General features: G+C 70.1%; 21 protein-coding genes and 2 pseudogenes. 15 read left to right on the forward strand and 8 right to left on the reverse strand.

All coding sequences use genetic code 11. The annotated features are described in order from the left end of the window. Window positions 1–25 precede the first annotated feature (25 nt). From ACFVUY_RS19995 to ACFVUY_RS20015, 5 genes are all read left to right on the forward strand, one after another. A complete protein-coding gene (locus ACFVUY_RS19995; RefSeq protein ID WP_387686993.1) occupies window positions 26–478 on the forward strand; it encodes a hypothetical protein in 453 nt (150 codons plus the stop codon). A 32-nt stretch (window positions 479–510) separates the two neighbouring features. After that, complete coding sequence (locus tag ACFVUY_RS20000) at window positions 511–2,802, forward strand: hypothetical protein (RefSeq protein WP_387731543.1); 2,292 nt, start codon at window positions 511–513, stop codon at window positions 2,800–2,802. A 6-nt stretch (window positions 2,803–2,808) separates the two neighbouring features. Next, window positions 2,809–3,564, forward strand: a complete 756-nt coding sequence (locus tag ACFVUY_RS20005; protein WP_387731546.1) for a hypothetical protein — start codon at window positions 2,809–2,811, stop codon at window positions 3,562–3,564. Then, window positions 3,557–4,219, forward strand: a complete 663-nt coding sequence (locus ACFVUY_RS20010; protein ID WP_387731549.1) for a hypothetical protein — start codon at window positions 3,557–3,559, stop codon at window positions 4,217–4,219. Before ACFVUY_RS20005 ends, ACFVUY_RS20010 begins: the two co-directional genes overlap by 8 nt. An 88-nt stretch (window positions 4,220–4,307) precedes the next feature. Continuing rightward, window positions 4,308–6,800, forward strand: coding sequence for a DEAD/DEAH box helicase (locus ACFVUY_RS20015; RefSeq protein WP_387687393.1), 2,493 nt, complete (start codon window positions 4,308–4,310; stop codon window positions 6,798–6,800). A gap of 141 nt (window positions 6,801–6,941) precedes the next feature. On the opposite strand, the gene ACFVUY_RS20020 is transcribed toward ACFVUY_RS20015, so the two are convergent. Then, window positions 6,942–7,793 carry a hypothetical protein gene (locus ACFVUY_RS20020; RefSeq protein WP_387686983.1) on the reverse strand — a complete coding sequence of 284 codons (852 nt, stop codon included), beginning with the start codon at window positions 7,791–7,793 and terminating at the stop codon, window positions 6,942–6,944. Window positions 7,794–8,075: 282 nt separating this feature from the next. Here ACFVUY_RS20020 and bioB point away from each other — a divergent pair, with 282 nt between their 5' ends. From bioB to bioD, 3 genes are read left to right on the forward strand one after another with little or no spacing between them, the layout of a single operon-like run. Beyond that, on the forward strand, window positions 8,076–9,389 hold the full coding sequence (gene bioB, locus ACFVUY_RS20025) for a biotin synthase BioB (protein ID WP_387731552.1): 1,314 nt from the start codon (window positions 8,076–8,078) through the stop codon (window positions 9,387–9,389). Window positions 9,390–9,416: 27 nt separating this feature from the next. Next, window positions 9,417–10,721, forward strand: coding sequence for an adenosylmethionine--8-amino-7-oxononanoate transaminase (locus tag ACFVUY_RS20030; RefSeq protein WP_387731555.1), 1,305 nt, complete (start codon window positions 9,417–9,419; stop codon window positions 10,719–10,721). Further along, window positions 10,718–11,452 (forward strand): dethiobiotin synthase, encoded by a 735-nt coding sequence (gene bioD / locus ACFVUY_RS20035; protein WP_387731558.1) that lies wholly within the window; start codon window positions 10,718–10,720, stop codon window positions 11,450–11,452. The genes ACFVUY_RS20030 and bioD overlap by 4 nt, the downstream gene beginning before the upstream one ends. Before the next feature lie 209 nt (window positions 11,453–11,661). Here the strand turns inward: bioD and ACFVUY_RS20040 are convergent, their stop codons facing one another. From ACFVUY_RS20040 to ACFVUY_RS20050, 3 genes and pseudogenes are all read right to left on the reverse strand, one after another. Beyond that, window positions 11,662–11,826, reverse strand: a complete 165-nt coding sequence (locus ACFVUY_RS20040) for a hypothetical protein (RefSeq protein WP_387731561.1) — start codon at window positions 11,824–11,826, stop codon at window positions 11,662–11,664. Window positions 11,827–11,980: 154 nt separating this feature from the next. Next, a pseudogene (locus ACFVUY_RS20045) lies at window positions 11,981–12,426 on the reverse strand (DUF6879 family protein). Further along, window positions 12,398–12,661: a hypothetical protein gene (locus tag ACFVUY_RS20050; RefSeq protein ID WP_380549695.1), complete on the reverse strand. Its 264-nt coding sequence runs from the start codon at window positions 12,659–12,661 to the stop codon at window positions 12,398–12,400. The pseudogene ACFVUY_RS20045 and the gene ACFVUY_RS20050 overlap by 29 nt, the downstream one beginning before the upstream one ends. Before the next feature lie 204 nt (window positions 12,662–12,865). On the opposite strand from ACFVUY_RS20050, the gene ACFVUY_RS20055 reads away from it, so the two are divergent. After that, on the forward strand, window positions 12,866–13,117 hold the full coding sequence (locus tag ACFVUY_RS20055; protein WP_387731564.1) for a hypothetical protein: 252 nt from the start codon (window positions 12,866–12,868) through the stop codon (window positions 13,115–13,117). Between the two features lie 52 nt (window positions 13,118–13,169). Further along, a complete protein-coding gene (locus ACFVUY_RS20060) occupies window positions 13,170–13,616 on the forward strand; it encodes a hypothetical protein (RefSeq protein ID WP_359913369.1) in 447 nt (148 codons plus the stop codon). A gap of 216 nt (window positions 13,617–13,832) precedes the next feature. Here ACFVUY_RS20060 and ACFVUY_RS20065 read toward each other — a convergent pair whose 3' ends face one another. Together ACFVUY_RS20065 and ACFVUY_RS20070 are read right to left on the reverse strand one after the other, a co-directional pair. Further along, a complete protein-coding gene (locus ACFVUY_RS20065) occupies window positions 13,833–14,075 on the reverse strand; it encodes a hypothetical protein (protein ID WP_387731567.1) in 243 nt (80 codons plus the stop codon). 8 nt (window positions 14,076–14,083) lie between these two features. Then, the gene (locus ACFVUY_RS20070; RefSeq protein ID WP_387731570.1) at window positions 14,084–14,404 is read right to left on the reverse strand and encodes a hypothetical protein; all 321 of its coding nucleotides are present in this window, start codon (window positions 14,402–14,404) and stop codon (window positions 14,084–14,086) included. 113 nt (window positions 14,405–14,517) lie between these two features. On the opposite strand from ACFVUY_RS20070, the gene ACFVUY_RS20075 reads away from it, so the two are divergent. The 4 genes and pseudogenes from ACFVUY_RS20075 to ACFVUY_RS20090 all read left to right on the forward strand — a co-directional run. Next, window positions 14,518–15,558 carry a Scr1 family TA system antitoxin-like transcriptional regulator gene (locus ACFVUY_RS20075; protein ID WP_387731648.1) on the forward strand — a complete coding sequence of 347 codons (1,041 nt, stop codon included), beginning with the start codon at window positions 14,518–14,520 and terminating at the stop codon, window positions 15,556–15,558. Window positions 15,559–15,853: 295 nt separating this feature from the next. Next, a complete protein-coding gene (locus ACFVUY_RS20080; protein ID WP_387731573.1) occupies window positions 15,854–16,144 on the forward strand; it encodes a hypothetical protein in 291 nt (96 codons plus the stop codon). 31 nt (window positions 16,145–16,175) lie between these two features. Beyond that, entirely contained in the window at window positions 16,176–17,045 is an 870-nt protein-coding gene (locus tag ACFVUY_RS20085) for a hypothetical protein (RefSeq protein ID WP_387731576.1), read from the forward strand. Window positions 17,046–17,058: 13 nt separating this feature from the next. Continuing rightward, window positions 17,059–17,145: pseudogene (locus tag ACFVUY_RS20090) on the forward strand (DUF397 domain-containing protein); the annotation flags it as partial. Between the two features lie 54 nt (window positions 17,146–17,199). Here the strand turns inward: ACFVUY_RS20090 and ACFVUY_RS20095 are convergent. Further along, window positions 17,200–17,796 (reverse strand): TetR family transcriptional regulator, encoded by a 597-nt coding sequence (locus ACFVUY_RS20095; protein WP_387686970.1) that lies wholly within the window; start codon window positions 17,794–17,796, stop codon window positions 17,200–17,202. Between the two features lie 131 nt (window positions 17,797–17,927). Here ACFVUY_RS20095 and ACFVUY_RS20100 point away from each other — a divergent pair, with 131 nt between their 5' ends. Next, a complete protein-coding gene (locus tag ACFVUY_RS20100) occupies window positions 17,928–18,185 on the forward strand; it encodes a hypothetical protein (protein ID WP_387686968.1) in 258 nt (85 codons plus the stop codon). A 55-nt stretch (window positions 18,186–18,240) separates the two neighbouring features. Here ACFVUY_RS20100 and ACFVUY_RS20105 read toward each other — a convergent pair whose 3' ends face one another. After that, a complete protein-coding gene (locus ACFVUY_RS20105; protein WP_387686966.1) occupies window positions 18,241–18,639 on the reverse strand; it encodes a hypothetical protein in 399 nt (132 codons plus the stop codon). Window positions 18,640–18,684: the final 45 nt, after the last annotated feature.

Genomic DNA, 18,684 nt, shown 5'->3' on the forward strand with positions numbered 1-18,684 from the left:
GCCGATCATTATCCGGGGGAAAACAATGACCGACCTCGAATTCGAGCGTCGCATGAATCCGTGGCTCTTCGACGACAAGGGCAATCTCACCGAAGAGGCGAAGAAGCAGTTCCCGGACCTGGCCGGCGCCAACGCCGCACCGGTCTCGCTGAGCCCGGCGGCCGGCGGCAAGACCGTCGCCGTGAACCCCGGCGTGCTCCAGCAGGCCGCGCAGAACGCCTTCGCCCTGCGGGACGCCGTCAAGACCGAGTGCGACCAGCCCGGCGAGCACGTCAACGCCGCCGCCGGGTCCCTCAAGGGCTGGAACCTCGGCGGCGTGCTCACCGCCACCTGGGGCACCTGGACCAGCCAGTCCAGCGGGCTGCAGACCACCGTCGGCGACATCGGCACCAACCTGCAGACCACGGCCCAGAGTTACACCAGGACCGACACGGACATCCAGGCCCACTTCAACCAGGCGCAGGGCGCCGGACGCTAGCGCCGGCGCGAACGGGGGGATACAGCACGATCATGGTGACGTTCAGTCAGCTCCAGCAGGTCGACCTCGGCGGCCTCGCCTCCGCGGCGGGCGACTTCGAGAACCTCGTCCGCAAGTGGGACCTCACCCAGCGGATGCAGAACGAGGTCATCGGCACCATCCAGCAGTCCGGCTGGCACGGCGACGCCGCCGGCCTCGCCAACGCCAAGCTCACCTGGGCCCGCGACCAGATCCACGCGGCCTTCGAGGAGGCCTCGGCCCTGGCCAAGACGCTCCGCGACGCCCACACCGAGATCACGGCGGCGAAGAAAGACCTCACCACCGCGGTCCAGAACGCCACCCACGAGGGCCTCACCGTCGACGGCGAGGGCGCGGTGCACTGGCCGCCGCCCACGACCCAGGAGGACAAGAAGGACCCCGAGTACGCCAGGAGCTGGAAGGCCAAGGCCGAGACCGCCGCCAAGGCCATCGGCGACGCCATCGACCGGGCCACCGAAGCCGACCAGGACGCCTCCCGGGCCCTGGGCGACGACACCGGCAGCGACGGCACCGCGTTCAACGCCAACCCCGTCGGCGGCATCCCGGAGGAGGAGGCCAAGGCGGCCACCTACATCCTCGGCCTCGGCGACCAGGCCAGCGACGCCCAACTCAAGCACCTCCAGGACATCCTGGACCACCACAAGAGCGACCCGCGGTTCGCCACGTCCTTCTACGGCAACCAGGACCCGGCGACCTTCATGGCCAAGTACGGCGCCATGGCGCAGAGCGGGGACTACGCCAACAGCCCGGCCCGCAGCGCGGCGATCAAGGGCATCCAGCAGGACCTGGGCCTCACCCTGGCCACCGCGACCGACACCAAGCAGCCGCTGCACGTCTCGGACGAGTGGGAGAAGCGGTTCCGCGCGGCCGGCGCCACGCAGATCCCGCTCCGGCCCGGCGCCGACCCGGCGAAGAGCCCGTACGGCTACCAGATCATGGCCAACCTGCTGCGGAACGGAACGTACGACGCGCACTTCCTCAACCCCATCGCCGCGCACGTCACCCAACTCACCCAGGAGAACCCGACCCGCTGGGAGGTCCCGGCCTACCGCAGCGGCGGCTACCCGTTCGACGAGTTCAAGTTCATCGGCCAGCCGGACAAGGACGGCAACCTCAAGGGCTTCAACCCGCTGTCCGGAATCCTGGACGCGTTCGGCCACAGCCCCGAGGCCGCCACCAAGTTCTTCAACGACCCGGTCACCACGTACAACCCGGACGGCAGCGTCAAGAGCACCGGCGGCCAGAACACCTACTTCAAGCTGTTCACCGACTCCGGGAACAACTCCGTCCTCGTCGACATGAACTACCCGCTGCGCCCGCTCGAAGGCGGCCCGGCCGACCCGAACAACGTCGGCCCGCTCGGACACGCCCTGGAGGCCGCCGCCACCGGCCGCGCCTGGGACGACACGGAGGGCAAGTACCCGCCGCACACGGCGGAGATGAGCTCGGTGATGCAGCAGGTCGTCGGCCGCTTCGGCAACGGCGACGGACCGAGCCTGCTGCACGGCGGGGTCTTCTCCGACCTCAACGGCAGCGTCGGCAACATGACCGCCAACTACATCGCGGACATCGAGAACTCCTTGGAGGGACCGGGCGCGAAGGAGCGGACTCCGGGCGTGGCACCCGCCCCCGGTGTCGCCACCGAGTTCGCACAGAAGGACGTCCAGCGGCTCCTGCTGGCCGTCGGCCGGGACACGGACGCGTACGCCTCCATCGCCACCGCGCAGCAGGCCTACCAGACGGCCCAGATCCAGCAGGTCATGGCCCACCCGGAGCTCCACAAGGACCTGGGCATGTCGATCGAGAACGTGACGAAGCCGGGCGGGATCGTCACGGGCCTGATCACCAGCGCCATGTCGGACGAGATCTTCCACAATCACGCGGTCTCCGACCAGGAGGTCAACGACGCGATCGACGCGAAGAAGGACATCGCCAAGACCGTCTGGGACTACACCGGCGGCGTCGCGGCCGAGAAGATTCCCAAGGTCGGCGGCCTCATCAACGATCAGGTCGACGAAATCATGACCAACGTGGCGAACAGCTACCACGTCGACACGACCAACCAGGCGGCGGACGACGCCGGAACCAAGGTGGCCACCTCGGTCACGGGTTCCCAGCAGGCAGTCGTCGACGCCGTCAAGAGCGCCGGCCGCGATTCCGGGCTCGACCCGAACTACCTGAGCGAGCTGGCCCGCCAGGGCTCCGCCAGCCTCGACGCCGGCTGCAACACCGGCCATCGCCTCTTCCAACAGCAACAGGCGGCGGCAGCCGCCGCCAAGGAGTGATGACCCGTGGTCGACGTCGCACACATCATCCCGCGCTCGCCCGACGACCCGCCGCCGCCACCGTCGTGGTGGCGGCGGCCCCGGGTGCTGCCGTGGCTGGCCGGGGGCCTCGCGGTGGCCGCCGCCGTGGGGGGCGGGCTGTGGGCCTGGCAGCCGTGGCGGTCGTTGGAGATCGCGCAGAGCGCCTGCTGGTCCGCGCTGTCACGCGATGACCTGAAGCCGCTGGCCGGGCGGTTCGGGAAGGTGTACGAGGCCGTGCCGCGGGCCCGGCTCCAGACGCCGGCCGTGCCGGACGAGCCCCGGGTCCGCAGCACCGACTGCCGGGTCGTCTGGAACGGGGACGACGGCTCCGGCGGCTTCCTCCTCGACGTCCGGGTCCACCCCGCCTGGGACGGGGTGGACGCCGACCGCGCCCGGGACACCGGGAGGCACCACGCCGTCGCCGACCTGGACTTCGGCCCCGGGGCAGTGGGGCTGGCCAGCGACGATTCGGATCACTTCGTCCGGCTCTACGTGCGCTGCGACTTCCAGGTGCCGCCCGGGGACCGTCCCGATCTCAAGGCCCCGCAGTACGTCCGTGTCGAGGCCGGGGGCGAGCCGGTGGACGGCGCCTCGCCCGCCAAGGCCCGCCAGGCGTACGCCGATGCCGCACTGAAGGTCGCCCGGGTCGCCGCCGCCGAGTACCGGTGCACCAACCAGGTGCAGCTGCCTGCGGCGGCCCCGGCCGTGCCTGAGCTGTCGAAGGGGAAGGCCGGTGGCTGAGCGTCCGCGCCGCCGCCGTGTCCTGCCGATCGCACTCGGCGCGGCGGTGCTCGCGGCCGGGGTCGGGGGCGGGCTTTGGTACGTCAAGCCCTGGCAGGGAGTCGATGTGCCGCGGGGCGCCTGCTGGGACGCGTTCACCCGTGACGACCTGGCCACCCTGTCCGGAAAGGGACACAGGACCGTCGCCTGGCAGGACCGGAAGGCGCTCACGGACCGGGAGTACTCCCACGACGCCGCCTGCGACGTCACGTGGGAGGACGACAACCCGCTGAGCCACTCGGTCGCAAAGATCTCCACCGAGAATCGCGACGAGAAGTTCCGGCAGGCGAAGACCGGGGCCGAGTCGACCGGCTGGGAGCCGATCCGCCCCGCGCCGCTGGACTTCGGACCGGGAGCCCAGGGCTGGTTGTTCCACGAGGGCACGGTGCAGTTGCTGGTCCGCTGCGACTACCCGGAAACGGACGGGCAGCCCTCCGAGAGGCCGTACCGCCTGGTCACGATCACCGGCGACCGCTGGTCCTCGGACACCCCCGTCACCGAGGTCCACCGGATCCGTATCGCCGCCGCCCTGCGCACCGCGAGGGAGCTGGTCCGCGCCCAGGGCTGCACGAACGACCCGCAGCTGGCCGCGCGGGAGCCCGCCGCACCGTTCTGACGGCCTCCCGACCTGCCCGTCGCGGCCCCGGGCTTTGCCGGGGGTGGCGGCGAGCAGGCAAGATAGCCGGGTGACCCTCCTTGATCTGATGCCGAAGCCCGCCACCCCCGACGCGCTGTACGAGACGTTCGCAGCCTGGGCGGAGGATCGGGGGATCACCCTGTACCCGGCGCAGGAGGAGGCGTTGATCGAGCTGGTGTCGGGGAACAACGTGATCCTGGCGACGCCGACCGGGTCGGGCAAGAGCCTGGTGGCGGCGGGGGCGCACTTCGCGGCGCTGGCGGCGGGGCAGCGGACGTTCTACACCGCCCCGATCAAGGCGCTGGTGTCGGAGAAGTTCTTCGACCTGGTGAAGATGTTCGGCACCGAGCAGGTCGGCATGATGACCGGCGACGCGAGCGTGAACCCGACCGCGCCGATCATCTGCTGCACCGCCGAGGTGCTGGCCCAGATCGCGCTGCGCGACGGCACCCGGGCGGACATCGGCCAGGTGGTCATGGACGAGTTCCACTTCTACGCGGAGCCGGACCGCGGCTGGGCGTGGCAGATCCCGCTGCTGGAGCTGCCGCAGGCGCAGTTCCTGCTGATGTCCGCGACGCTCGGCGACGTCCGCCGCTTCGAGGAGGACCTGACCCGCCGCACGGGCCGTCCGACCACGGTGGTGCGCAACGCGACCCGCCCGGTGCCGCTGTTCTACGAGTACCGCCGCACCTCGATGCACGACACCCTGGAGGAGCTGCTGCAGACCGGCCAGGCGCCGGTCTATGTCGTGCACTTCACCCAGAAGGAGGCGGTGGAGCGGGCCCAGTCGCTGATGAGCATCAACATGTGCTCGAAGGCGGAGAAGGAGGCCATCGCCGATCTGATCGGCGGCTTCCGTTTCACCACCAAGTTCGGCCGCAACCTGTCCCGTTTCGTGCGTCACGGCATCGGCGTGCACCACGCGGGCATGCTGCCGAAGTACCGCCGGCTGGTCGAACGCCTCGCCCAGGCGGGCCTGTTGAAGGTCATCTGCGGCACCGACACGCTCGGCGTCGGCGTCAATGTGCCGATCCGCACGGTGCTGTTCACCGCCCTGTCCAAGTACGACGGGCAGCGCGTGCGCATCCTGCGCGCCCGCGAGTTCCACCAGATCGCCGGCCGGGCCGGCCGGGCCGGCTTCGACACCGTCGGCCAGGTGGTGGCGCAGGCGCCGGAGCACGTGATCGAGAACGACAAGGCGATCGCCAAGGCCGGGGACGACCCGAAGAAGAAGCGCAAGGTGGTCCGCAAGAAGGCGCCGGAGGGCTTCGTCGGCTGGACCGAGGAGACCTTCGAGAGGCTGATCGGCGCCGACCCGGAGCCGCTGGTCTCCCGGTTCAAGGTGAGCCACGCGATGCTGCTGTCGGTGATCGGCCGCCCGGGCAACGCCTTCGAGGCGATGCGCAAGCTGCTGACCGACAACCACGAGGACCGGGCCGCGCAGCGCCGGCACATCCGCACCACGATCGCCATCTACCGTTCGCTGCTGGAGGGCGGCGTGGTGGAGCGGCTGCCGGAGCCCGACTCCGAAGGCCGGATCGTCCGCCTCACCCTGGACCTCCAGGAGAACTTCGCGCTCAACCAGCCGCTGTCGACCTTCGCGCTGGCCGCCTTCGAGCTGCTCGACCCGACCTCGCCCTCGTACGCGATGGACGTGATCTCGGTCGTCGAGGCGACCCTCGACGACCCGCGCCAGATCCTCGCCGCCCAGCAGAACAAGGCGCGCGGCGAGGCCGTCGGCGAGATGAAGCGGGACGGCATCGAGTACGAGGAGCGGATGGAGCGGCTCCAGGAGATCACCTACCCGAAGCCGCTGGAGGAGCTGCTCACCCACGCCTACGAGGTGTACCGCCGGGCGCACCCGTGGATCGGCGACCACCAGCTGCAGCCGAAGTCGGTGGTCCGCGACCTGTACGAGCGGGCGATGACCTTCTCGGACTACGTCGGCTTCTACGAGCTGGCCCGCACCGAGGGCATCGTGCTGCGCTACCTGGCCGGCGCGTTCAAGGCGCTGGAGCAGACCGTCCCCGAGGACGTGAAGACCGACGACCTCAAGGACGTCATCGCCTGGCTCGGCGAGCTGGTCCGCCAGGTCGACTCCAGCCTGCTGGACGAGTGGGAGCAGCTGGCCAACCCGACCGAGGCGGCCACCGCCGAGGTGCGGCTGGACGACAAGCCGGCGCCGGTCACCGCCAACGCCCGCGCCTTCCGCGTCCTGGTGCGCAACGAGATGTTCCGCCGGGTCGAGCTGTGCGCGCTGGAGCACTACGAGGAGCTCGCCGAGCTGGACGGCGAGTACGGCTGGGACGCGGACCGCTGGGCGGACGCCATGGACGGGTACTGGGAGGAGTACGACGACCTCGGCACCGGCCCGAACGCGCGCGGCCCCAAGATGCTGATCATCGAGGAGGAGGACTCCTCCTGGCGGGTCCGGCAGATCTTCGACGACCCGGAGGGCGACCACGACTGGGGCATCAGCGCCGAGGTCGACCTGTACGGCTCGGACGAGGAGGGCCGGGCGGTGCTGCGGGTGACGGCGGTGGACCGGCTCGGCGGCTGAGCCGGATCCCGGTCCGGGCGCGGGCCCGGTCACGGATCCGGTCCTGACGATGACGAATCCCCCCGGAGGCCGCGGCTTCCGGGGGGATTCGTCATCGGGCCGTCATCCGGCCGTCGTCATCGGACCGCCGTCAGGCCGCCGTCACATCCAGGCGAACGGCGAGCCCGCGGCGTACGAGAGCGCACGGGTGGCCTCGTCCAGGGTCTGTTCGCTGCTGGGCGCCGTGCCGGTGGCCCCCGGGAGCGGCGTGGCCGGTGCCCCGGTGCTGCCGGGGGTGGTGGCCGGCCGGCCGTCGCCCGAGCGCGAGCTGGTGACGGTCACGTAGTGCCCGACCGCCTCGATCCGCGGCTCGCCGCCCGTCCGGGCGCCGCCGGGCGGCTGGGCGGGGGCGGTGGTGGTGTCGGCGAGGATGAAGGCGACCGCGCCGGGCTTGGCCCGCAGGGCGTCGGCGGCCCTGGCGGCGGAGGGCTGGTCGGGGAAGCGCAGCAGGGTGACGCTGCTGAGCACCGGGCGGTCCTGGCCGCTGAAGCTGACGGTCAGGTAGCTCTGGCAGCCGGTGTCCTTGAGCGGGTCCTGGGTGCGGTCCTGGAGCACTTCGGCGCAGTTCTCGCCCTGCCGGACGCCGTTGCGCCGCGCCTTGAAGGCGCCGACCTCGACGGGCCGCTGGGCGGGGAAGAGGTTGTCGACGTTGAGGGCCTCGGGGTCGGTGCGCGGCGGCGGGGCGCCCACCACCTTCGGCGTCGCGGTCGCGTCCTTGCTGGACGGGCCGAGCCCGGGTATGTAGTCGCCGGGCATCGGGCGGGTGATGATCCATCCCCCGGCCGCGACCACCCCGACGACGACGATCCACCCGACCGTTCGACGGGCCGTCAGCCGACGGCCCCGCGTGCGGTCCGTCCCCCCATCGGTGCCGGCGTCGCCGCCGACCCCCTGCTCTGCCCGGCCTTCCCGGCCTTCTCCCGGAGTCGGGGTGCGCTCCCCCTGCGTGGTCATGGCGCAGATTCTAAGCAACCGGGGGGTGGCGTGGGTCACGGGGTCGGGGGTTGTGGATCATCGTCCGCCGCGGCCCTCGGCCACCGGCCCGGCGCCACGCTCGCCGCCCGCTCACCACCCACTCCCTACCCGCCGGTAACCTCCGGCCCGGCCTCGCGTCAAGCGCGTGACCAGCGGCGGAGCCGTGACCTTCGACACTGTGGCAATCGGCACATCCTCACACCGATCTTCTGGCGGGTTTGCTCTGGCGCCGCTCGATCACCACCAGGCAGGATCGGCCCCATGGATCTGCTCGATACCCTCACCGCCAAGGGCCTGCGCGGCGAAGTCCCGACCCGCGAGGAGGCCCTGGCCGTCCTCGCCACCACCGACGACGAGCTGCTCGACGTGGTCGCCGCGGCCGGCAAGGTGCGCCGCCGCTGGTTCGGCCGCCGGGTCAAGCTCAACTACCTGGTGAACCTGAAGAGCGGGCTCTGCCCGGAGGACTGCTCGTACTGCTCGCAGCGGCTCGGGTCCAAGGCCGAGATCCTCAAGTACACCTGGCTCAAGCCCGACCAGGCCGCCGACGCGGCCCGCGCCGGGGTGGCCGGCGGCGCCAAGCGGGTCTGTCTGGTCGCCAGCGGCCGCGGTCCGACGGACCGCGACATCGACCGGGTCACCGACACCATGGCCGCCATCAAGGACGCCGACCCCGAGGTCGAGATCTGCGTCTGCCTCGGCCTGCTCTCCGACAACCAGGCGGAGCGGCTCAAGGCGGCCGGCGCCGACGCCTACAACCACAACCTCAACACCTCCGAGGGCACCTACGGGACCATCACCAAGACCCACACCTACGCGGACCGGGTGGACACCGTCCAGAAGGCCCACGGCGCGGGCCTGTCCGCCTGCTCCGGCCTGATCGCCGGCATGGGCGAGAGCGACGAGGACCTGGTCGACGTCGTCTTCGCCCTGCGCGACCTCGGCTCGGACTCCGTCCCGGTCAATTTCCTCATCCCGTTCGAGGGCACCCCGCTCGCCAAGGAGTGGAACCTCACCCCGCAGCGCTGCCTGCGCATCCTGGCGATGGTCCGCTTTGTCAACCCGGACACCGAGGTGCGGATCGCCGGCGGGCGCGAGGTGCATCTGCGCTCGATGCAGCCGCTCGGCCTGCACATCGCCAACTCCATCTTCCTCGGTGACTACCTGACCAGCGAGGGCCAGGCCGGGCAGACCGACCTCGACATGATCAAGGACGCCGGCTTCGAGGTCGAGGGCGCCGGCGAGGCCACCCTGCCGCGCCACCGCGCGGACGTCGCCGAGGCGGAGCGGGCGGGCGGCGGCTGCGGCACCGCGGCCTCGGCCTGCGGCAGCGGCGGCGGCTGCGGGCCGTGCGGCGGGCACGCCCACGGCTCGGACGCCTCCGCCCCGGAGACCGTCCCCTCCGACGCCGTCCCCTCGGAGACCGTCCCCTCCGACGCCGTCCCCTCGGAGACCGTCCCCTCGGAGACCGTCTCCCCGGCGGCCGTCGCCGCATCCGGCGCCGAGGACGAGCTCCGCAGCGACCTCGTCAAGGTCCGCCGCCGCGGCGCCGGCACCGAACTCGCGCCCAACGCCTGACAGTTCCGACCCTCCGGAGAACGCACCATGCTCCAGCCGTCCGCAGCCGACCTGCTCGCCCTCGACCGCGCCCATGTGTGGCACCCGTACGGGCCGATGCCCGGGACCGTCACCCCGTACGTGGTCGAGTCCGCCTCCGGGGTGCGGCTGCGCCTGGCCGAGCCGGTCGAGGGCGGGCGGCGCGAGCTGGTCGACGGGATGTCGTCCTGGTGGGCGGCGATCCACGGCTACCGGCACCCGGTGCTGGACGAGGCGGTGCGCGAGCAGCTGGGGCGGATGAGCCATGTGATGTTCGGCGGGCTCACCCACGAGCCCGCCGTCCGGCTGGCCGCGAGGCTGGTGGAGATCACCCCGGAGCCGCTGCGGCACGTCTTCCTCGCCGACTCGGGCTCGGTGGCCGTCGAGGTCGCGATGAAGATGTGCCTCCAGTACTGGCAGTCCACCGGGCGGCCGGCCAAGCGCCGGCTGCTCACCTGGCGCGGCGGCTACCACGGGGACACCTTCCACCCGATGTCGGTGTGCGACCCGGACGGCGGGATGCACCACCTGTGGGGCGGGGTGCTGCCCGGCCAGCTGTTCGCCCCGGAGCCGCCGGCCGGGTTCGACGCTCCGATCGACCCCGAATACGCGGCGCGGTTCGAGGAGTTGATGGCACGTCACGCCGACGAGCTGGCCGCCGTCATCGTCGAGCCGGCGGTCCAGGGCGCGGGCGGGATGCGCTTCCACTCCCCCGCCTACCTGCGGATGCTGCGCGAACTGTGCGACCGCTACGGGGTCCTGCTGGTCTTCGACGAGATCGCCACCGGCTTCGGGCGCAGCGGCGCCCTGTTCGCCGCCGACCACGCGGGCGTCTCGCCGGACGTGATGTGCCTGGGCAAGGCCCTGACCGGCGGCTACCTGACGCTGGCCGCCGCCCTGTGCACCGGCGAGGTCGCGGACGGGATCAGCCGCGGCGAGGTGCCGGTGCTCGCCCACGGGCCCACGTTCATGGGCAACCCGCTGGCCTGCGCGGTCGCCAACGCCTCGCTGGAGCTGCTGCTCGGGCAGGACTGGTCGACGGAGGTGAAGCGGATCGAGACCGGGCTGACCGAGGGTCTCGCGGCGGCTGCGGACGTCCCCGGCGTACTCGACGTACGGGTCCAAGGGGCCATCGGCGTCGTGCAGTTGGACCACCCGGTGGACGTCCGGGCGGCCACCGGGGCGGCGGCGCGCGAAGGCGTGTGGCTGCGGCCCTTCCGGGATCTGATCTACACGATGCCCCCCTATGTGACGGAGGACGAGGACGTGGCACGGATCGCTGCCGCCGTGACCGCCGCGGCGGTGAAGGGATGAGCGCGCGCATCCTGTTCGTGACGGGGACCAATACGGACGTCGGCAAGACCGTCGCCACGGCCGCCGTCGCCTCGGCGTCGCTGCGGGCCGGGCTGAAGGTCGCGGTGCTCAAGCCCGGGCAGACCGGCGTGACGGCCGAGGAGCCCGGCGACACCGCCGAAGTCCGGCGCCTGGCTGGCGAGCTGACGATCCGTGAGCTGGTGCGCTACCCCGAGCCACTGGCGCCCGACACCGCCGCCCGACGGGCCGGGATGCCGTACCTCTCCCCCGCCGAGGTGGTGTCCGAGGTCGCCGAGCTGGCTTCCACACACGACCTGGTCCTGGTGGAAGGCGCGGGCGGGCTGCTGGTCCGCTACGACGACGAGGGCCGCACGCTCGCCGACCAGGCCCGGGCGGTGCTCGACGCCGGGCTTCCGGCCGAGGTGCTGCTGATCGCCTCGGCCGGGCTCGGGACGCTCAACATCGTCTCCCTCACCGCGGAGGCCCTGGCGGCCCGGGGCCTGCCGCTCGCGGGTGTGCTCGTCGGCTCCTGGCCCGCCGAGCCCGGCCTCGCCGAGCGCTGCAACCTCGCCGACCTGCCCCGCTCCGCCGGCGCGCCGCTGCTCGGCGCCCTGCCGGAACGAGCGGGCGGGGTCGAGGACTTCGCCGCCCTCGCGTACACCTCGCTGGCCCCTGAGCTGGGCGGCAGCTGGGACGCGGAGCACTTCGCGCACGTCCACCGGCCCGAGTAGGCCGGGCTTCGTCGAGGGTGTGAGGCCGATACCGGAACCTTTCTCAGTGCGGCTGTCGGCCCATGCCGTTCCATCCATGACAGACGGTCCCACCGCAGACGAGGCCCTGCGGGCCTTGGCCGCCCTGGAGGCGGCGTGGAGGGACGACGACACGCACTGACCACCCTGGCGGCGACCGGCGTCGGGAGCGGCCGGAACCTGCGGTGCCGCTAAGCGGCGTAGAACAGCCTCGTGGCGTCCTGGATCTCCGAGACGGCCGTGTCGAAGTCCTCCCGCGCGCCGCCCCAGGGGTCGGCGATGCCGGAGCCGAGGACGTGCACCGGCCGGTCCGGGTCGACGAGGGCCTGGACGGTTCCGGCGGTCTCCTCGTCCATCGCGAGCAGATCGTCCGCCCAGAAGAGCCAGGCCGTGCCCTGACAGTCCGGCGTCCCTTCGCGGTTCCTTCAGGCGGGCGGCGATGGTCTCGCGGGCGTTCTGGGCGCTTGACGACGGAGAGAGTGGCATGGCCCGGTGGTCCGTCGATCGGGCTCAGACGGTGTACTTCTCGTGGTCGACGGCCCGTTCCCAGACAGCCTCGAAGGCCGAGGCGCAGAACCTCGCCAGGTCGGCGTCGTCGGAGTGCTGCGGCCCCAACCCCCTCCCGTATCCGTCGAACAGGTTGAACCGCACCAGCTTTCCGTCGAACAGCCAGAAGTCGTTGCCGGGGAGGGCGAGGTCCGACGCCTGCCTTCGCGGGAGCCAGCGGACCCGTTCACCGGCAGCCACGTTCACCTGGGTGATGTGGTGCTCGTAGCGGATGTAGGTCGTCACCGGCTCCGACACGATCCGCGCCCGCCGGACGACGACCCCACGCGCGACCGGGCGATCTCGTCGGACTCCTCCGTGATGCCGTACTGGTCCCGCATCTCCAGGTGGACGGCCGAGTGCTCGGCGGCGTCCAGGAGCTCATAGAAGCTCGGAACCTTCTGCGGCATCGCATGCCCTCCTGAGGATCGGCACCATCCGGTGCGGAATTCGAACCACCACTTCGCTGTCGGGGATCGAGTTGTCGTGGCCGGGTCCGTGCCCGGCCTCAAGGGCCTTCCCGATCAAGGTCTCGTCGGCCGCATAGGTCTGCACGACCAAGTCCCCGGACTCGTCATCCACCCAGACGGTCGGACTCTGGTCCTTGCCCGTCTCCGGGTCGATCCCCACGAACCGTAGTGCCATGACTGCCTCTCCTGTCACTCGGCCTGCGCACTCCTGCGCTTGGAGTTGACGTGACCGTCAGTTTCCAGCACCCGAGGCCGATTTGTCAGACGCTTCAGCGAAGCCGGCGCCTTCGACCACCTACGCAGGTCCTGGCCTTGGGCTGCGGACTCGCTGGAGCTGCCGGCCCGCTACGACGACGAGGGCCGCACGCTCGCCGACCAGGTGACGGCCGTGCTCGACGCCGGGCTTCCGGCCGAGGGGCTGCTGATCGCCTCCGCCGGGCTCGGGGCCGACCTGCCCCGCTCCGCCGGCGCCCCGCTGCTCGGCGCCCTGCCGGAACGAGCGGGCGGCGCCGAGGACTTCGCCGCCCTCGCGTACACCTCGCCGGCCCCTGAGCTGGGCGGCAGCTGGGACGCGGAGCACTTCGCGCACGTCCACCGGCCCGAATCGGCCCCGCTTCGCTCGAAGGGGTGATCCCGGCTTCCGCCCCTGTCGGAAGCCGGGACGGCTCAATACCGTTCTTTCCATGACAGACGGGCTCACCGCAGACGAGGCCCTGCGGGCCTTGGCCGCCCTGGAGGCGGCGTGGAAGGACGACGACGAGGCGCTGTTCGCCCTGGCGGCGGGCGGCACCGGTGAACGGCCGCTGCCGGCACTGGTCGCCGCGTACGGCGAGCACGCCATGGACACCCTGATGGCGCTCGCCTTCGGGCTGCGCGCCACCATGAGCGACGAGGAGATCGCCGAGATCTCCGACGCCGTCAGCTCCAACATCGGCGCCCGGATGAGCGCCCTGCTGACCCAGACCCTGAAGGCCTGGGGCACCCTCGCCCCGGCGGAGGACCTCTCGGTGACGAAGATCATCGCCCACACCGTGATCGACGCGATGCGGGCCGTCACCGAGGACCCCAGCAAGACCGAGGTGCTGCCGCTGCTGGCCACCTTCCGCAGCTACGCCCTCAACGGCACCTGAGCGGAAGGGAATTCGCGAGTCGGCGCGGGCTTCGAGAAGGCACTCGAAGCCCGCGCTGCTACGTGTGCGCCCTCATCCACCCTGCGGCGAACGCGAATCCGCCCGTAGCGGATGCGAGGAAGACGAGGACGAACACCATGGCACTCGCCGGGGTCGATACGCCCTCCGGGATCATGAGGGCGGCGACGGCGGCGACCGCGAGGCTTCCGACGACGATCACGCCGCTGGCGGCGACGGCCGCATACCTCTGCGGAGGACGACGACCAGCCGCTCGATGACGTCCGGCCGGGCGGCCCCGAGGTCGATCAGGACGACGCCGGTGGCCTTGGCCGAGCGCCAGTCGATCCCGAGGGACGGGAGTTTCACGTCGGCGGCGCTCAGGACGGCCTGGAGGTCGTCGAGGACGTCGGCCGCGGTGCGACGGTCCTCGGCCGTGATCTTGTCGATCATGCTGCTCATCGGGCATCTCACTGTTCGGTGTTCGTGATCCAACGCGCCTCGGCGTCCCACTCGATGCCGCCGCCGAGGGGCCGGAGGTAGGCGCGGCCGTGCTGCCACCCCATGAAGGCGGCCCAGCGTCCCGAGCGGACGTCGAAGACCCGCTCGCCGACGGTGGAGGGGCGGTAGGGGTTGGAGGGCGGCGCCACCCGCCGCGCGGCCGGCGCCGCGGGGGTCAGGGAGGAGGCGTTCACCCGCGCCTCGGGGATGGAGTCGCCGCACTGCGCGCAGCGGCAGGGCGGAAAGCTCCGCCGCAGAACCAGGCTTTCGGCACCTTGATTGTTCGTCATATTCACCGACTAGTCTCTCTCTGTTGCCATCCCCTCACCAAGAGTGTCTGCTCGCGACTAGTATCAGAAGAGCTTCACTTTGACAGCGAGCATTGTGGAAATCGGTGATCACCATGCCTCAGCGGGAAGTAGACCCAACCTCATCTCCGAACGCGGCCATCGGCGTTCAGCTGCGACGCTTCCGCAGGGCGAGGGGGCTCACGCAGATCGAGCTCGGACGGCGGACCAACTACAGCGATTCACTCATCTCCATGATCGAGAACGGAGACCGCCCCGCGCCGTTGAACCTCGTACGCCGGTGCGACAGGGAACTCGACACCTGCGAGGCGCTTGAACTCCTGTACTGGACTGCCAAGAGCAGCACCTTGATCGGCGGATTCGTCGCCTTCATCGAGCACGAGCGCAAGGCCACGGCCTTCAAGGTCTACGAGCTGAACGTCATCCCCGGACTGCTCCAGACCCGGGCCTACGCCTCCGCGATCGTCAGTGCCGAGGCCCGACGGGGCGAGATCCCCGATGACAAGGTCAGCGAACGCGTCAATGTCCGGATGGCGCGCCAAGCCGTGCTCTACCAGGAACCCGCCCCCTCGATCCGCATCGTCATGGAAGAGAGCTGCCTGCGGCCCGTCGGTGGTCCCTTCGTCATGGCCGAACAGCTTCGCCGGCTGGAGAATGTCGCCGGCCTTCCGCACGTCGTGCTGCAGATCGCGCCGTCCAGCCTCGGCGAGAACCTCCCGTCGCTCCTGCCGTTCACGCTGCTCACCTCCCCGAGCGGGGCGTGGATGGCCTACCTCGAAACCATCCAACGGGGCTACGTGGAGCGAGAGAACCAGGACAACATCCACTCCCTCGCAAGGACTTACGATTGGCTCCAGGTCCAAGCCCTCTCATGTGCGGACTCGCTTGCCCTCATCCGCACGCGTCTCAAGGAGTTCCACGCCATGTTCCCCATCGCGGCCTCCAAGCCCGTCTCCTGGCTGAAGTCCTCGTACAGCAGTGGCGGCGGCAACTGCATCGAGGTCGCACCGGGCCACCCCGGCATCCTCCCTGTGCGGGACAGCAAGGACCCCGACGGCCCTCAGCTCGACTTCGGCATCGGCGCCTGGCGGTCCTTCATCGCCGGCATCAAGTCCGGTGAGTTCGGAACCGCCTGAGAGGAGCTAGCAGAACGGTGGTGTCCAAGTCCGCTCATGCTGAACGTGGGCATCCGATGGAGTGGCTGCCTCAGAAGCTCGCCGTCGACCCGGATATCACCTGCTGGCACTGGCTACGGACTGGCACGAGGCCGGGATCTAAGGCCAGCTGCACCAGGTGCTGCTGACCGAGTTGCACCGAGCCGGCGAGCCGGACTCGTTGCGGACGGTACACAGGAACTCGCCCTGCCAGGCCCGCCGCAGGCCAATCACAGTCGGACCCGATCAATCGCCCGACCGGACTCGGGAGCGGTACGTGATCACCGACAGTCGCAGCACACTACCGGCCATCACCGTGACCTGCGGCAACCGCCACGACACCACCAAGCCCCAGCGGCGCCTGGACGTCCCACAGCATTCGGCAGTACCTGTCGTAGCCGCAGGCGCACGCCGCAGTGTGCCGCACGACTCTGGCCTCGAAGCCGTACGGCGCCTTGTCGAGCAGATCAACACCCTGCTCATCTACTGGACATCCGTCAGGCATTTCTCAAACTGGCCTAACGTCATCACATTCCGACGCATCCAAGTCTTACGCCAGGTCGTCTAGGCATCTGGCCACGCGAATCATCATCCACCGCGTGTCAATCTTTACCTCGACATCGAATGAAGGAGCAGCGTTGACGCCCGAAGGTGCCGAAAGATCCCCCAACGCTCCACGGACAGTCCATAACGACATGTCCGGGACGGTTTCCGGCCCGATGGTTCAGGCATCGGAGATCGGCAACATGACGATCAATTACAATGCGACACCACCTCCACTTGATTCAACATTCAAGCGAGACGCAATTGAAGACGCCTGCTCCAGTTACTTTGAACCCGTCCCCAGATCTCTAGATCTAATTACCTCGATGACTTTGCGCCGACCGCCGGCCTGGGAGTATCTCATTTATGTTGGATATTTGCACATTGGAATAAAGGAGCTGGAACCGAGATGGTTTGACTATAGCCTTGGATACAGATCAACCGGTCCCACCTTCACCAATGTAGAAGATTTGTCCAATCATATATCTGCAGCATTCCACGAGGCAGCAGACATCGCCCATCGGGTGGAAGTATGGCTCTCCCCCGACGCCCAGGAGAGGGCTTTCGGCGCACCAGGGGAACCAGGCGACCCGGTTCTGATCGAGCACCTCGCACGGCGGCTGGTCGGCACCTACGGGAGCCTGATCGAGTGGTCCGTTTCAGTGAGATCCATAAGCGCTCCTGAGAATCTCTCCCGGATTGTCGATGCGGCTGCAAAATTTGTCGATAAGTCCATTCGAGAATTCCGGGCCTTCATCGCCGACCTACTGGCGAGGCTTGACCAGCTCTCCACCCTCGGGCCAATGGCGCCAACGGAACCAATATCCTTGGACTTCTCTTACGTAATGGATATTGATCCTGGGGTAGTCAAGGACTTTCAGGCGGAGCTAAAGCGAGCAAAACGACGCCAACGCCGGTGGTTCTGACGTCACTAAGGACCCCGACGGCCCTCAGCTCGCCTTCGGCATGGACGCCTGGCAGTCCTTCGTCGCCGGCATCAAGTCCGGTGATTTCGGCAGCATCTGAGAAGTGGTGGCGGAGTGGGCCTCGCCCGCTCCGGGCGCGGCCCACTCCGCCCGCTCACCCCGCCGCAGGCCTCGTCAGGCGGCGTACCAGTGTGACCAGTGCCTCCCGGTCCGCCGCCGGGTCGGTCGCGCCGGAGAGGAGCAGCCGCACCATCTGCGGGAGCGTGAACCACGCGTTCACCAGGCCGATCACCGCGAACATCAGCCGTCCCGGATCCACGTCGTCGGCCAGCTCGCCCGCCCGCTGCGCGGCCGCGAGGACGGCGACCTTCTCCCCGTAGTGCGCGGTGCGTTCGGGCTCCGCCGCCAGCGCTTCGGACTCCGTGCCGCGCTGCAGCCCTTCCCAGGCCAGCAGGCGGGAGAAGTGCGGGTTGGCCGAGTGGTAGTCGAAGACGCGTCCGGCGTAGTCGCCGAGCTCCAGCCCCGGCGCCGGGGTGAGCGGCACCGCTTCGGCCAGTTTGCCGAGTTCGGACGCCAGTACCGCGGCGAAGAGCTGGTCCTTGCTGCCGAAGTACTGGTAGATCCGCTCCTTGTTCACGCCCGCCCGGGTGGCGACGCGGGCGATCCGGGCACCGTCCGGGCCGAACTCGGCGAACTCCTCGACGGCGGCGTCGAGGAGGAGTTGCTGCGTGCGTGCGGTGTCCCAGGCCATGGCATCACCATAGCGCGAATCTCCAACCAAAGGGTTGGACATCCGCGTGCGCGCCTGCCAAACTCCAACCGACGGGTTGGAGTTTGGGGCATCCAAAGCCTCCAGCCGCTCACTCACGGGAGGAAACCGCCTTGACCACCGACAGCATCACCGCACCGGCCCCCGCAGCCCCGTCCGTGCACCGCCGGGCCCTGCTCACCTGGCTCGCCGTCTACCCGACCATCACCGCCGCCTTCGCCCTGCTCGGCCCCCACCTCGGGCGCCTGCCGCTGGTGCTGCGGACCCTGGTCATGACCGGTCTCGTCGTCCCGGTCGTCGTCTACGCGCTGCTCCCGCTGCTGCTCAAGGCGGAGAGGAAGCTCACCCACCGCCCCGGTCGACGGAAGTAGCGAGCGCCCGGAACGGCGGCAGCCGCCGCACCGCTCCGGGCGCCGGACGGAGGAGCTACCGCCCCTCGGCGACCAGGAAACGGCCGGAGCGCCAGTGCAGCCGCGCCGGGCCGCCGGTGGGCCAGTCGTGGTTCAGGTGACGGCGGCCGCGACCGAGGGCGCCGAGGTCCTGGGGCCGAAGCGTTCCGCTCCTCAGGCCGCTCGCCTCGACGGCCGTCACCGGCATGATCGTCACGTACTGGGCGTCGTCCCCGCCCATCCAGTCGACGACCTCGGTGAAGATCCACACGAACTGCTGCGAACAGCCCAGGCAGCGCCGCAGGTTGACGGCGAAGCGCGAGCCGCCCACCACTTCCGCCTCGTGTTCGAAGCCCTCCCGCTGCCGGCCCCACACGGCCCGCTCGTCCTCGCCGTAGCACTTCGCGCAGCCGAACTCCGCCATCGGCCTTCCCATCGGTCGACTCCCTGGTCCGCGACGTCCCGCGTCGCGGCCCATGAT

Source organism: Kitasatospora sp. NPDC058063 (assembly GCF_042885395.1).
In the GTDB taxonomy this organism is placed as follows: domain Bacteria; phylum Actinomycetota; class Actinomycetes; order Streptomycetales; family Streptomycetaceae; genus Kitasatospora; species Kitasatospora lactacystinica.